Annotated in this window: 10 protein-coding genes; 4 read left to right on the top strand and 6 right to left on the bottom strand. The window is 61.3% G+C overall.

Annotated features, from left to right (window positions below; translation table 11 throughout):
* Positions 1-235: 235 nt before the first annotated feature.
* The 3 genes from E0E29_RS03385 to E0E29_RS03375 all read left to right on the top strand — a co-directional run bounded on the left by E0E29_RS03385 (position 236) and on the right by E0E29_RS03375 (position 2,668).
* Positions 236-1,378, top strand: coding sequence for an acyl-CoA dehydrogenase family protein (locus E0E29_RS03385; protein ID WP_130848635.1), 1,143 nt, complete (start codon positions 236-238; stop codon positions 1,376-1,378).
* Between the two features lie 247 nt (positions 1,379-1,625).
* Positions 1,626-1,985 carry a CidA/LrgA family protein gene (locus E0E29_RS03380; RefSeq protein ID WP_130848634.1) on the top strand — a complete coding sequence of 120 codons (360 nt, stop codon included), beginning with the start codon at positions 1,626-1,628 and terminating at the stop codon, positions 1,983-1,985.
* Complete coding sequence (locus tag E0E29_RS03375) at positions 1,985-2,668, top strand: LrgB family protein (protein WP_130848633.1); 684 nt, start codon at positions 1,985-1,987, stop codon at positions 2,666-2,668. The genes E0E29_RS03380 and E0E29_RS03375 overlap by 1 nt, the downstream gene beginning before the upstream one ends.
* A 54-nt stretch (positions 2,669-2,722) precedes the next feature.
* On the opposite strand, the gene E0E29_RS03370 is transcribed toward E0E29_RS03375, so the two are convergent.
* The 3 genes from E0E29_RS03370 to E0E29_RS03360 all read right to left on the bottom strand — a co-directional run bounded on the left by E0E29_RS03370 (position 2,723) and on the right by E0E29_RS03360 (position 6,154).
* Positions 2,723-3,664: a CPBP family intramembrane glutamic endopeptidase gene (locus tag E0E29_RS03370; protein WP_130848632.1), complete on the bottom strand. Its 942-nt coding sequence runs from the start codon at positions 3,662-3,664 to the stop codon at positions 2,723-2,725.
* An 83-nt stretch (positions 3,665-3,747) separates the two neighbouring features.
* Positions 3,748-5,508: a threonine--tRNA ligase gene (thrS, locus tag E0E29_RS03365; RefSeq protein WP_130848631.1), complete on the bottom strand. Its 1,761-nt coding sequence runs from the start codon at positions 5,506-5,508 to the stop codon at positions 3,748-3,750.
* 442 nt (positions 5,509-5,950) lie between these two features.
* Positions 5,951-6,154: a hypothetical protein gene (locus tag E0E29_RS03360; RefSeq protein ID WP_130848630.1), complete on the bottom strand. Its 204-nt coding sequence runs from the start codon at positions 6,152-6,154 to the stop codon at positions 5,951-5,953.
* 151 nt (positions 6,155-6,305) lie between these two features.
* On the opposite strand from E0E29_RS03360, the gene E0E29_RS03355 reads away from it, so the two are divergent.
* The gene (locus E0E29_RS03355) at positions 6,306-6,632 is read left to right on the top strand and encodes a helix-turn-helix domain-containing protein (RefSeq protein WP_130848629.1); all 327 of its coding nucleotides are present in this window, start codon (positions 6,306-6,308) and stop codon (positions 6,630-6,632) included.
* 74 nt (positions 6,633-6,706) lie between these two features.
* Here the strand turns inward: E0E29_RS03355 and E0E29_RS03350 are convergent, their stop codons facing one another.
* From E0E29_RS03350 to E0E29_RS03340, 3 genes are all read right to left on the bottom strand, one after another.
* Positions 6,707-9,817, bottom strand: coding sequence for an alpha/beta fold hydrolase (locus tag E0E29_RS03350; protein WP_165449774.1), 3,111 nt, complete (start codon positions 9,815-9,817; stop codon positions 6,707-6,709).
* A 218-nt stretch (positions 9,818-10,035) separates the two neighbouring features.
* On the bottom strand, positions 10,036-11,457 hold the full coding sequence (locus E0E29_RS03345; protein WP_130848628.1) for an S-layer homology domain-containing protein: 1,422 nt from the start codon (positions 11,455-11,457) through the stop codon (positions 10,036-10,038).
* Between the two features lie 160 nt (positions 11,458-11,617).
* Entirely contained in the window at positions 11,618-13,228 is a 1,611-nt protein-coding gene (locus E0E29_RS03340; RefSeq protein WP_130848627.1) for a hypothetical protein, read from the bottom strand.
* Positions 13,229-13,460 lie beyond the last annotated feature (232 nt).

Raw genomic sequence — 13,460 nt, 5'->3', positions numbered from 1 at the left:
AAAACAGGAGACGACACACGTCGTCTCCTGTTTTTTTGTACAAATTTTCCGCTTCAAAAATGTGGATATTTTCATCTTGACATTGTCGCCGCGGGGTGTTACATTGTAATCACAATAGTTCTGTATCAAAACTATTTTTATTGAGAACTACTGTCCCCTTGCTTCGACCACCCATCCATTTTTCCCACCACACACGTATCCATCAACCATCGTCAAATGAAAGGATGTGCTGACCATGAACTTTACCCTCACACAAGACCAGCAGCAGATCCAGCAGCTCGCCCGCGAGTTTGCGGAAAAGGATCTTCTCCCCGGCGTTCTGGAGCGGGACGAGAGCAGCGAGTTCCCCCTGGAGGCCTTCAAAAAGCTGGGCAAGACCGGTATCTACGGCCTCCCCTATCCCACCGAGGTGGGCGGTCTGGGCGGCAGCTATCTGAGCTACATCCTGGCCGTGGAGGAGATCTCCAAGGTGGACGCCTCCTTCGGCATCGCCTTCTCCGTGGATACCTCCCTCTACGGCGGCAGCATCATGAATTCCTCCGCCCCCGAGGCCATCAAAAAGAAATTCCTGGCTCCCATCACCTACGGTGAGAAGATCGGCTCCTTCGGCCTCACCGAGCACACCGCCGGCTCCGACGCCGCCGGTCAGCGCACCGTGGCCACCAAGGACGGCGACAGCTACATCATCAACGGCTCCAAGTGCTTCAACACCAACGGCCCTCTGGCCGACTACACCGTCATCTACTGCCTCACCGATCCCGCTCTGGGTACCAAGGGCATGGCCGCCTTCGTGGTGGAGAAGGGCACCCCCGGCTTCACCGTGGGCAAGGTGGAGAACAAGATGGGCATCCGTTCCGCCCACGTGTCCGACATGCACCTGGACAACGTCCGCGTCCCCGCTGAGAACATGATCGCCCAGCCCGGCGAGGGCTTCAAGCTGGCCATGAAGACCCTGGACGGCGGCCGCATCGGTGTGGCTGCCCAGGGCCTGGGCATCGCCAAGGGCGCCTTCGAGATCGCCCGGAAGTATATGATGGAGCGCCAGCAGTTCGGCAAGCCCATCTGCAAGCAGCAGTACCTGGCCTTCAAGATGGCCGAGCTCCAGACCAAGATCCAGGCCGCCGAGCTGCTGCTCTACAAGGCCGCCATCTGCAAGGAGGAGGGCCAGCCCTACACCGTGCCCGCCGCCATGGCCAAGATGACCTGCACCAACGTGGCCATGGAGGTCACCACCGAGGCGGTCCAGCTCCTGGGCGGCAACGGTTACATGAAGGACTACCACGTGGAGCGCATGATGCGCGATGCCAAGATCACCCAGATCTACGAGGGCACCAACGAGATCCAGAAGCTGGTCATCAGCGGCCAGATCTTCCGCTAATCCACTTTTTCCCTTTCGTTTCCTTCCATTCTTTACCCAACACACTTTTATCCCCAACGCAATGGCCGGACGATCCTGATCAGATCGTCCGGCCATATTTTATGCCCCGCCCAAAGTGGCGGCGCACCCGTGCCTTTGCACACATTGCACGATTATATGGTCAAAAACGGGGTGAATCTTGGTTTGACAAATTGGTCCTACCGTTTTACAATCTTGTGCAAGATTCAAAATCCGGAGATGAGGTCTCATGAAGATCATTATACAAATTTCCATCATTTTTTCCATATGCTGGGTCAGCCAGATCATTGAGGCCCTGCTTCCCATCGCCTTCCCCGCCAGCGTCATCGGCATGGTCCTGCTGCTGCTCCTGCTGCTGTCCGGGGTTCTGCGTGTGGACCACATCCGGGAAAAATCCGATTTCCTGCTCTCCAACATGGCCTTCTTTTTCATCCCCGCCGGAGTGAGCGTCATCAACTATTTTGACGTGCTGGCCAGCGCCCTGCTGCGGCTTCTGGTGATCTGCGTGGTGAGCACCGTCCTCACCTTTGCGGTCACCGCCTATGCCGTCCGCCTCACCCGCCTTCTCATGGATCGGAGGAAAGCCTGATGTCTGAACTGTTTTCGTCCCCCTTTTTCGGTATCTCCCTAAGCATTCTGGCCTTTCTCATCGGGGTCCAGATCCGCAGGCGGACCGGCCTGGAGCTATGCAATCCGCTGCTCATCGCCATCGTGCTGGTATCCGCCGTGCTGCTGGTCTGCCGGATCCCCTACGAGGCCTATGACCAGGGCGGCGCCGTCATCAACATGTTCCTCGCCCCCGCCACCGCCTGCCTGGCGGTGTCCATCTACACCCGCATCCAGCTGCTCAAGGAGAACTGGCTCCCCATCCTGGTGGGCTGCACCGTGGGTTCCCTCACTTCAATGGGCAGCATCTACGGCCTGTGCCGGCTGTTCCGGCTGGACCAGACCATCATGGTCTCCCTGCTGCCCAAGTCGGTGACCACCCCCATCGCCATCGGCGTGTCTCAGAGCCTGGGCGGCATCCAGGCCATCACCGTGGTGGCGGTCATCATCACCGGCATCCTGGGCAGCATTCTGGCCCCTCTGCTGGTCAAGGTCTTCCGGGTCAGCGACCCGGTGGCCGCCGGCCTGGCCATCGGCGCCTGTTCCCACGCCGTGGGCACTTCCAAGGCCCTGGAGCTGGGCGAGACCGAAGGCGCCATGAGCGGCCTGGCCATCGGCGTGTGTGGCATCCTCACCGTGCTCTTCTCCCTGCTCATCGCCCCGTAACATGCAAAGACCGCCCCGGCTGTTCACTGCAACAGCCGGGGCGGTCTTTTTGTTTTACCGCATGGTCAGCCACATGACCCAGATGAGGACCAGGACGAAGAGGGTCATGCCCGGGTTCACCCAAAAGTGTCCCCAGCTCTCCCCGTCCCCCCAGCCGATCCGTCCGGCGCAGTCGATCAGCTCAGCGCGGCTGCGGAAGAAGGTCCAGTAGAGGGCCCACAGCATGGACACCAGCACCAGCATGGCCAGAGCCAGGTTGCCCGTCTCCCCAAAAAGCCCGGCCAGGGGCAGGAGCCCGGCGGAGACGAAGTTCACCCCGGCGTGGAGGAGCATACAGCCTCTGAGGTTTCCGGTGTAGAGGAAGATCCCTCCCAGCACCAGGCCCACGGCGAAGGCGTAGAGCATCTGATAGAGGTTGCCGTGGACCAGGGCGAAGAGGAGGGCGGAGGCGCACAGGGCAAAGCCGTCGCCCCAGGGCCGCAGCCGCCGGAGCAGCATGCCCCGGAAGCACAGCTCCTCGCACAACGGAGCCAGCAGGCAGCTATAGACCAGGTTGAAGGCCACGGGCAGGTCACCCATGGCGTCCACGGGGTTGGGGATGGGTGTGCCGCCCCGCAGACCGGTCAGGACATCCATCAGGGAGAGGGTGACCATGTTGGCGATGTAGAGCCAGCCCATGGCCAGCAGCCACAGCCCCACCCAGGTCTCCATGCTCAGCTGCCGCCGGTCCGGGTCCGGCCGCTCCACCGGGATGGTCCGCAGTACCAGCATGGCCGCCGGGAACCCGATACCGTAGGTGGTCACGGCGGAGATGAGGTAGAGGGCCATGGTGTCCTCCAGCAGGGCCGGTGCCTGTGTCAGGAGCAGATACTGCAGCAGGAGCTGGACCCCCACCGGAAGAAGGATCATGGCCAGCATCGCCACTCCCACCCGGGAGAAGGTGCGGCGGTACCGCCTGGCCTCCTCCCCCACAAAAAATTCCCAGAGCTCCTCCATATGGGCGCTCCCCCTTTTTCCACATCATAGGTAAAAAGCGGACCCCGGCACAAGCCGGGGCCCGCCGCATATCGATTATTTTATCACTTGATGGCCTTGGTGTCCACTTCCTCGTGGAGCAGCTTGGCGAAGTCGGCGCAGGACATGGCGCCCAGGTCCTCGCCGGTGCGGTGACGGGGAGAGACGGTGCCGTTCTCCATGTCGCGGTCGCCCACCACCAGCATATAGGGGACCTTCTCCATGGTGGCCTCGCGGATCTTCTTGCCGATCTTTTCGCTGCGGTGGTCCACCTCCACCCGGAAGCCCTGGGCATCCAGGTCCTTGGCCACCTGGTCGGCGTACTCGGCGGCCCGGTCGGTGACGGGCAGGACCTTCACCTGGACGGGGGAGAGCCAGGCGGGGAAGGCGCCGGCGAAGTGCTCGGTGATGACGCCGATGAAGCGCTCGATGGAGCCCAGCACCACGCGGTGGATCATGACGGGGCGGTGCTTCTGGCCGTCCTCACCGATATACTCCAGCTCGAAGCGCTCAGGCAGCTGGGAGTCCAGCTGGATGGTGCCGCACTGCCAGGTCCGGCCCAGGGAGTCGGCCAGATGGAAGTCCAGCTTGGGGCCGTAGAAGGCACCGTCGCCCTCGTTGATGACAAACTCCTTGCCCATGGCGGTGATGGCGTTTTTCAGGATATCCTGGTTGCGCTCCCACTCCTCCACGGTGCCGATGTGGTCCTCGGGCATGGTGGAGAGCTCGATGGTATAGGAGAGCCCGAAGGTGGAGTAGACCTCGTCAAAGAGGCGGACGGTCTCCTGAATGACGTCCTGCATCTGGTCGCGGGTCATGAACACGTGGGCGTCGTCCTGGCTGAAGCAGCGCACCCGGAACAGGCCGTGGAGGGCACCGGAGAGCTCGTGGCGGTGGACCAGGCCGATCTCGCCCACCCGGAGGGGCAGCTCCTTGTAGGAGTGGGGCTCACTGGCGTAGACCAGCATGCCGCCGGGGCAGTTCATGGGCTTGATGGCGAAGTCCACATCATCGATGACGGTGGTGTACATGTTGTTCTTATAGTGGTCCCAGTGGCCGGAGCGCTCCCACAGCTGACGGTTGAGCATCATGGGAGTGGAGATCTCCACGTAGCCATAGCGCTTGTGGACCTGCCGCCAGTAGTCCAGCAGGGTGTTCTTGAGCACCATGCCCTTGGGCAGGAAGAAGGGGAAGCCGGGACCCTCATCCCGGAGCATGAAGAGACCCAGCTCCTTGCCCAGCTTGCGGTGATCCCGCTTCTTGGCCTCTTCGATCCGGGCCAGATACTCGTCCAGCTCGTCCTTCTTGGGGAAGGCGATGCCGTAGATGCGCTGGAGAGTCTCCCGGTCGGAGTCGCCCCGCCAGTAGGCGGCGTTGCAGGCGGTCAGCTTCAGGGCGTTGCCCTTCACCCGGCCGGTGGAATCCAGGTGAGGACCGGCGCACAGGTCGGTGAACTCGCCCTGCTTGTAGAAGGAGATGTGGGCATCCTCGGGGAGGTCGTTGATGAGCTCCACCTTGAAGGGCTCACCCTTCTCCTCCATGAGCTTGAGGGCCTCGGCCCGGGGCAGCTCGAACCGCTCCAGCTTCAACTTCTCCTTGCAGATCTTCTTCATCTCAGCCTCGATCTGCTCCAGGTGCTCGGGAGTGAAGGCGAAGGGGGCGTCCATGTCGTAGTACCAGCCCTCATCGATAGAGGGGCCGATGGCCAGCTTCACCTCAGGCCACAGCCGCTTGACGGCCTGGGCCATGATGTGGGAGCAGGTGTGCCAGTAGGTCTGGCGGTATTCGGGGTTCTCAAAGCTAAACTCTTTGTTTTCTTCTGCCATGATAATTCCTCCTAGTATTCTGGGGCAGGCAATAAAAAAGCCCCACCCCTGATGATGATTCAGGGGTGAGACGTAAGTCCCACGGTTCCACCCTGCTTGCCAGAAGCGCGGAGCACCCGGGAGCAGGACAACAGTGAGCCGCGCAGACCGAAAAACAGGGCGGGCAAAGCCCGACGGTATTTTCGGCGGAGCGGGGAACAGTTGGCCGTCGCGGAGGGCGCGCAGCGTGACACCGAAGCGCAGAACGCCCGGGAGCACTGATCTTACATCTGGCCGCTTGTGTCCCACTGTAACGGGCGGGTCCCGTCCCGGTCCTTTCCCGGGCGGCTCAGGAGTGGTACCGCCGCCGCGCACACAGGGCACTTTCACCATACGCGCCCCTCTCTGGGTGCCGCCTCTGCGGGTTCTTCTCCGTCCATGCCATTTTGACAGCGATACTATATCACCAAAACCCGGCGGTGTCAAGGGGACGGAGCAGGTAGTCCAGAGCCTCCCGCCACTGTTCCGAAGAGAACATCTCCGCCGGTATATCCCTCACCGCCCGCAGCAACGCACTGCGCAGCTCAGGACACCGCAGTTCGGAGAGCATGGCGCAGCCCATACGTTCCGCCAGATACTCCAACAGGTCGTCCTGCGTTTCCACCATGCACCCTTCCTTCCCTTTCTTCTAGAAGTTGATATTCAAACTATAACATTTATAAAATATAACGTCAAGTTTATATATAAACTATAAAACGATTCTTATTTTTATCAAAATATGGCTATGATAGACCCGAAAAGAGAAAGGAGGACGCGGCATGGAACTGAACTACCATGAGATCGGTTCACGGATCGCCCGCCGGCGCAACCAGCTTCATTTGACGCAGGCGGCGGTGGCTGAGCGGGCGGACCTGAGCAATCAGTATTTATCCAATATTGAGCGGGCAGTCTCCATCCCCTCCACCGAGGTCATCATGCGTCTGGCGCTGGCTCTGGACACCACGCCGGACGAGTTTCTGGTTGGCGCGGTCCGGGACACCGGGGATCGCTGGCAGGAGGTGGCACAGCTACTGCGGGACATGGACGACAAGCATCTGGAATTGGCCGGGAGCCTCCTCACCTGGCTCAAGCAGCAGCCCCTTTGATCTTCCCTATTGAGCAAAAAAGACGTGGAGCCGTATGGCTCCACGTCTTTTTCGCTTTTTGATGCTGTCAGCGCTCAGGCGGCGTCGGCCTCAGTCTCGACAGCGCCCACCAGATGCTCGGTGAAGAAGTCGGTGATGCTTCCCTCCACCATGGCGGTGACGTCGGGCTGATCGGAGTAGAAGCCGTAGCCGTGGTCAGCGTCGGGTACGATGAGCTCCTCGGCGGCGGGATAGGAGGAGACCGTCAGCTTGTTGGTGGCGTCGGTCACCACGTCGTCCTTGTCGCCGTGGATCACCAGCATGGGGCCGGTGTAGTTGTCGATGTTGGCCAGGGGGTCCACCAGCATGTCGGTGAACCACTGGGCGGACAGAGAGAGGTTCTGACCATACTGAGTGGTATAGTCATAGGAGCCCTTCTCCTCGGCCACAGCGATGGCATCCTCCACGGTCATCCCCTCAGGGAGGATGTTGGCGATGGCCTCGTCACCGGGAGTGGACAGGCCGGAGAGGATCAGCGTAGCCTTGTAGGGGTTGTCCTCGGCGGTGATGATCTCCAGAGCGACACGGCCGCCCATGGAGTAGCCCAGGATACCCAGCTTGTCGGCGTCCACGGGGTAGTTGGCCACCAGGTAGTCCTTGGCGGCGTTGGAGTCGGCGATCATGTTGGAGAGGGTGTTCTCGGTAAAGGGCTCGGTGGAGTCGCCGCAGCCGGGGAAGTCCATGCGGATGCTGGCGATGCCGGCCTCGGCCAGGGCCTCAGCGATGCCGCCGAAGCCGGTGCCCTCATCCTTATTGCCGCCGTGGCCGTGGTTGAGCACAACGGCGGGGAAGGGACCCTCGCCCACAGGCAGGGTGACCACAGCGGGGATGGTCCGGCCGTTGGCCTCGATGCTCACGGTCTCAGCGATATAGGTGGCCTCGGAGTCGGTCTCGGTCTCCTCAGCGGGGGTCAGCTTGGAGAAGTTGAGGAGGATGGTGGCCAGCTCGGTGCGGACGGCGGTGCCGTTGGGGTCGAGCAGGTCGCCGGGCTTGCCGCCCATGATGCCGGAGCCCACGGCCACGGCCATGCCGTCAGCGGCCCACTCGGCCACGTCGGCGGCGTCGGCGTAGGTGCTCAGGTCGCCGGCGGTGGTGGCCAGGCCCTTCACCTCAGCGTAGCGGGCAAAGATGGTGGCCAGCTCAGCGCGGGTCACAGCGCGGTCGCCGGCATAGGCGCCGGTGCCGTCGCCGGTGGTGAGGCCGGTGTCCTCCGCCCAAGCAGCGGAGTCAGCGTACCAGGTGCCGGCCACGTCAGTGAAGGTGGCGGCCTCGGTCACAGCGGGCTTGCCCTCCATGTTGTAGAGGGTCTGATACACGGTAGCGCGGGTCACGGTGCCGTCGGGGGTAAAGACCTTGGCGTCGGTGCTGGTGGAGCCCATGATGCCGTTCTCGATGACGTAATTCACGGCCTCGGCGTACCAGGCGTCGGCGGCCACGTCGGCCCAGTCGGCGGGAGCCTCGGGCTCCTCAGGGGTCTCGGCGGCCTGATCGGCGTTCACGATGGTGATGCGGCCCTGGGGCTCGGCGTAGTCGGCGCTCACAACGCCGCCCAGCTCGTCAACGATGTAGTTGATGAGCACCTGGTTGTCGATCATCACGCAGTCCTTGAGCACGGTGTCGTCCTTGAACATCACAAAGCCGTCACCGCCGCTCTTGAGCATGTAGTTGTGAGAGGCCAGGGTGTAGGTCTTGGTCACGTCCAGGGGCTCGTCGCCCACCATGACGTCCTTCACGCGGTAGTCGCCGTCCACCTTCACGAACTCGCCCTCATCGCTGAGCACCACGGAGGAGGGCACAGAGGCGTCGATGGTGTAGCTGATGCCGGACACCTGCAGGAAGCCGCCGTTCTCCTCGGGGTACAGGCGGGCGCCCATCTCCAGGGCGTCCAGGATGTCCTGGCCGGTGGTCTCCACCAGGCAGGCCTCGTTGCCGAAGGGATGCACGTTGATGATGTCCTCGTAGGTGATGTCGCCGGCAGCGATGTCGGCGCGGATGCCGCCGCCGTTCACAAAGGCGATGTCAGCGCCCAGCAGCACGCGGTAGGCGTCGGCGCACAGGTCGCCCAGGTTGGTCTCGGCGTTGCGCACGGCGCGCTCACCGGTAGCGGGGTCCAGGGTGGTGAGGGCCACGTCGCTCTTGGCCACGACCTCCTGCAGCACACCGGCGAACTCCTCGTTCACACCGGCCACGTAGGCGGCCACGGTCTCGTCCTGCTTCTCATAGCCGCTCACCAGCTCGGCGGTGATGTCGCCGGTCTTGGTGTCGATGACCACCTTGCCGATGTTGGCCAGCTTGGTGCCGGTCTGGGCCAGAACCACGTCCTCGCCGTCCTTGTTCTGGACGGTCTCATCGTAGGTCTCGTGGGAGTGGCCGTCGATGAACACGTCGATGCCGGTGGTGTTGGCGATGACGCTCTTGGAGGTCCACACGTCGGTGGAGCCCTCGTTGCCCAGGTGGCCCAGGGCCACCACGTAGTCGGCGCCGTCGGCCACGGCGGCATCCACGGCCTTCTGCACAGCGGCGTAGAGGTCAGCGCCCTCATTGCCCTGGCTGAAGCTGTAGATGTAGTTGCCCTCGGCGTCCTGGAAGTAGGTGGGGGTGGACTTGGTGAAGGACTCGGGGGTGTCGATGCCCACGTAGCCCACGCTCACGTCGCCGTAGTCGACCACCTTGTAGGCGTCCAGAACCGCATTCCCCTCCAGGTCGGTGAAGTTGCAGCACAGGTAGGTGTACTCCGCCTTCTCCTTGGCCAGGGTCAGGAAGTTGTCCATGCCGTAGTCGAACTCATGGTTGCCGGGGATGGCGAAATCATAGCCAACCTCGTTCATGATGTCCACGATGTAGGACCCCTTGGACAGGGTGCCGATGGGGCCGCCCTGGATGGCGTCGCCCGCGTCCACAAGGGTCACGTTCTCGGCGCCGTACTGCGCCTCCATCTCGGCCTTGTAGGCCGCCACACCGGCGTAGCCCACGTTGGTCACGGCCCCGGTCTCCTCATCGGTCACAGGGTCGATCCCGCAGTGCACATCGTTGGTGTGCAGGATCACGATCTTGCCGCTTTCGCTCTCTTCCGCTGCCAGTGCGGGTGCAGCCAAGCCCATGACCATGGCCGCCGCCAGTACCAGCGAGAGCACTTTCTTCTTCATTTTCCCGTTTTCCACCTTTCTGTTCCCGGTTCATGGGGAAAGATATCCCCTGTTTGGATACGTTCTAATGGTAACAAAATGGTGACAAAATTACAAGAGAGTCCCAAAGATTTTTGCCCTGTTTTGGCAAAAATCCCCGACTCATTTTGGTGACAGAAGAAAAGCGCGTGGAGAGCGGCCGCCGCTCTCCACGCGTCTTGATCTCTTCTTTTCCACATTCAGGGGACAAACTCCATTTCGACGCCTCCGTCATGCAGATGAACGGTAAACCGATAGGTACCCGCCTCCCAGCTTTCGGCTGAACCATCCACAGTACAGGTGTAGGAAAAGACATCTCCGTCATCGCGGAAGGCCATGCCCTCCGGCACAGCCTGGGTGGTGTCAGAGGCCATTGGCAGCTCCAGACCCAGGGTCTCCCCGGCGGTTCTGGGCGAGCCGGGCTTATAGACCAGTGTCAGGGACCGGAATTCTCCCCTGGAGTCGCTGGCAGCAGAGGTATAGAGGACCGTACAGTAGTCGCTCTCCAGCCGCTCCAGAACGGTGACACCCTGGATGCGCTGGGCAATGGCGGCGTCATAGGCCGCCTGCTCCGCTTCTGTGGTGACCTCCGTGGGCCGAATATCTCTCGTCACCTTGCCGCTTCTCAGGTCCACCATATAAGTATAGGTACCGGCCTGGTAGGTCACGCCCTCCAGGTCCGTCTTGGAGCTGACGGTGACCGTCTCCTCCAAGTGGATAGAGTAGGTGAAAGTCTGCCCGTCCGCACTCAATGCAGGTTCCTCCGGTGCCACCTTGTTGGGCAAGGGCAGGTCGATGATCAGGCCCTCTCCCACAGCGGCAGCTGGCTTGGTCACCATCTGGAGGGTGTAACCGTTTCCGCTGGGCAGACCGGATACTAGTCCCAGCACCACGGTGCCATAGTCCGACTCCCAGCGCTCCTCCTCCCGATAGAAGTCGTTGGCGGCGATCCCCGCCATGGCCGCCTCATAGTTCTGGAAGGCCTGGTCGTAGGCCGCCTGAGAGACGGCTCCCTCGGTAATGAGCTTCTGGGCCATGGTGGCATCTGTCCCCTTTAGCTTGGCGGAGAGGGCGGCGGCGGTGACCTCCACCGCATCGGCCCGAAGGAAGTCCTCCAGGTCCCCCCGGTCGGGCAGGATGCCGCAGGTCTCGGCCAGGGCCCAGGGGTCGTCCCAGGTGAAGTCGGTGCCGTCGGCGTAACCCAGGGCCCGGAGCATGAAGGTCACGTACATGGCCCCGGTGGCGGTGTCTCCGGCGCCGAAAGTGGTGTCCGAGGTACCCTTGGTAAGGCCCTGGTCATAGGCATAGGACACATAGCCGTCGGCCCAGGCGGGCACGTCGGTGAAGGGGTGGGTCTTCCCCATCTCCGCCGCTTCTGTACCCTTGCCCAGGGCCTGGACCAGCATGGTCACCGCCTCCTCCCGGCTGGGTGTCCGGTCCAGGTCGAAGTCGGTGAAGCCGTTTTCATCCTCCCCCACGCCCAGGAAGAGGCCCAGGCGCTCCAGGCGCATGGCCTGGCCCTCCTGACTCGTCAGGTCCCGGCTCTCCGCCGCCCCGGCGGTACCCAGACAGAGCACAAGGCACAGCAGAAGGCTCAGCCCCGCTCGCATTTTTCCGTTCATTTGATACACCTCCATATTTTGGCTGCTTTGAACGTTCAACGTGCGGTTCTCTACCTTTTATATCGCCTCTGCACCGGTTTTTGTGACAAAAACTACGGTTTTTTATTTCCCGAAGCAACGTCTCCGTCTCTTCCATGCATTTCCGGTCGTCCTCTCCCATTCATCTACCGCTGCCGATCTGCCGCTTCAGGGCGGCCATCCTGCGGCGTACAAAGGCATCGAGGGCGGAGGCTTTGAGCGCCTGATAGAACTTAGACGCCTTGCTCCCACCGGAGGCCTCGTACTGGACCAGCATCTGATTGATTACGGAATCATACTCGATCATGGTATCCGGCGAGATCTCCTCAGGAAGTGTCATCAGAGCCTGCGCCGAACCGCCGCAGCTCTCGTCAAGATGACGCATCTGTTCCTCGATCCATTGTGGCGTGACCGGCACATGGCTTTTAGAATCGACAGGGTGCTCCCCTGCCTCCAGCTCTGCTCTGTATTCCTCCAACTTGCGGGCCTGCTCGCCGATCTTGCCCTGCTGGAACAGAGTTTCCACAATATCCTTGAACGCCTCCACCTTTTGCCTGTCCTCGGTTAAAAACGGGGTGTGCCCCCTCTTGCACTCCTCCGCATTCAGCCATTTCATACGTACTGGAATATATTGATTTCTGGATTTCCAGTCACCGCCATAGTCCGTTCGCCCTTCCACATATTCCTTAAGGGTGGAGCAGCCAATCCGGCATTCAGGTGGTTCCTCCCCGGACAACTGCTTGAGCATCCGCAGTCGGCCCTTACGCCAGCGCATTTCCCTTTCGACCTTCTCGGGGCTGGTCCCCGGCTCATAGGTGAGAAACAATCCGGAGTTATCGTACGCAATAGAGTTGGCCACATGGGTAAACTCATGCAGGCTGGTGCCCAGCGTATCGTTTACGTCACTGGTTGCCCGGCTGTACACCTCATAGCTGTCCCTTCGTCCTCCATCGGGAGCTTCCTCCGCTTGAAGCTTTGTCGTATATGAGCGCCAACCTCCGAAATATGCCGCTATGTTTCCTTGCTGGCTCATCACGTCCGCTGTGATCAGCTGCAGCGCTTTGCTGTACGCCGGCTTCTGCCTTTTTCCCCATGACGAGAAAGAACTTTTTGTCGGGTGGTAGATGGACTTGAGCGTTTCCAGGGCCTTTTTTTCCAGCCTTTTAACCGTATCTGTTTTCTCTTTGGCACTCTCTTCAACGCTCATGATGCTCCGAATATGGTCAATGTTCGCATTGGCCTGTTTTGCAGTATCGCCCCGCATGGTGAGCTCATAGAGCGCGTCCTCCACTTGGGCACTCTGCGCCAGATGGTTCTCATCGGTCTCGTGGCCGTGCTTTCTGATGTAGCTGCCGGCGGCCCCCAGCAGAGCCAGCTCCTGTTCCAGAGTGCCCCCCTCTGTCTTGTAGGCGTCCAGAGCTGTCAGGAAATGCTGGAACTTGACATTGGAACGGTGGGAACGCTGTTGGCCCTCGCCTTCTTCGGGGAGGACCACCCGGGCCGGTGTGGCTGACTCTTCCAGTGTCTCGGGGGCACCTCCCAACCTGGCTATCCGTTCGTGGATCGCCCCGGCCAGCGCCTGCTCTGCCTCCTGGCGGTCGGAAGCGGCCCCGTCTTCGTCCGTCAGCATGGCGAGAACAGCCGAATTGGGCAGAGTGGTGCCGGGTGGTGCCGCTCTGCTGGTCCCCCGCGCCGCCTGGACCCGTTCTGTGCTCTCCGAGGTCAGCTCTGGATGATTGCGGCTTGTCCTCATATCCCATGCCTCCATTTCGGTGGACACAGCTGCCCGCTATATCCAATTTAAGAAAAAAGTATTATACCATTGTTTCCCTATGAAGTTCAAGAATGCTGCCCACGATCTCACCACTCGCTTCTGACAGACAAAGGAGCCACCGGCGGCAGGACTCCGCGCCAAGGCGTAAAAAACACGGAGGGACCCAAAGCGGTACCCTCCGTGTTTTTTCTGTGAGAAAGGTCTATTCGGA

The sequence above is a fragment of the Intestinimonas timonensis genome, assembly GCF_900626145.1.
Lineage (GTDB): Bacteria > Bacillota > Clostridia > Oscillospirales > Oscillospiraceae > Intestinimonas > Intestinimonas aquisgranensis.
This window is presented reverse-complemented; position numbering and strand designations above follow the sequence as displayed.

Excerpts from the sequence above, each read along its gene's own strand:
- E0E29_RS03375 (WP_130848633.1), top strand. The coding sequence starts at position 1,985 with ATGTCTGAACTGTTTTCGTCCCCCTTTTTCGGTATCTCCCTAAGCATT.
- E0E29_RS03355 (WP_130848629.1), top strand. The coding sequence starts at position 6,306 with ATGGAACTGAACTACCATGAGATCGGTTCACGGATCGCCCGCCGGCGC.
- E0E29_RS03360 (WP_130848630.1), bottom strand. The coding sequence starts at position 6,154 with ATGGTGGAAACGCAGGACGACCTGTTGGAGTATCTGGCGGAACGTATG.
- E0E29_RS03340 (WP_130848627.1), bottom strand. The coding sequence starts at position 13,228 with ATGAGGACAAGCCGCAATCATCCAGAGCTGACCTCGGAGAGCACAGAA.
- E0E29_RS03345 (WP_130848628.1), bottom strand. The coding sequence starts at position 11,457 with ATGAACGGAAAAATGCGAGCGGGGCTGAGCCTTCTGCTGTGCCTTGTG.
- E0E29_RS03385 (WP_130848635.1), top strand. The coding sequence starts at position 236 with ATGAACTTTACCCTCACACAAGACCAGCAGCAGATCCAGCAGCTCGCC.
- E0E29_RS03350 (WP_165449774.1), bottom strand. The coding sequence starts at position 9,817 with ATGAAGAAGAAAGTGCTCTCGCTGGTACTGGCGGCGGCCATGGTCATG.
- thrS (WP_130848631.1), bottom strand. The coding sequence starts at position 5,508 with ATGGCAGAAGAAAACAAAGAGTTTAGCTTTGAGAACCCCGAATACCGC.
- E0E29_RS03370 (WP_130848632.1), bottom strand. The coding sequence starts at position 3,664 with ATGGAGGAGCTCTGGGAATTTTTTGTGGGGGAGGAGGCCAGGCGGTAC.
- E0E29_RS03380 (WP_130848634.1), top strand. The coding sequence starts at position 1,626 with ATGAAGATCATTATACAAATTTCCATCATTTTTTCCATATGCTGGGTC.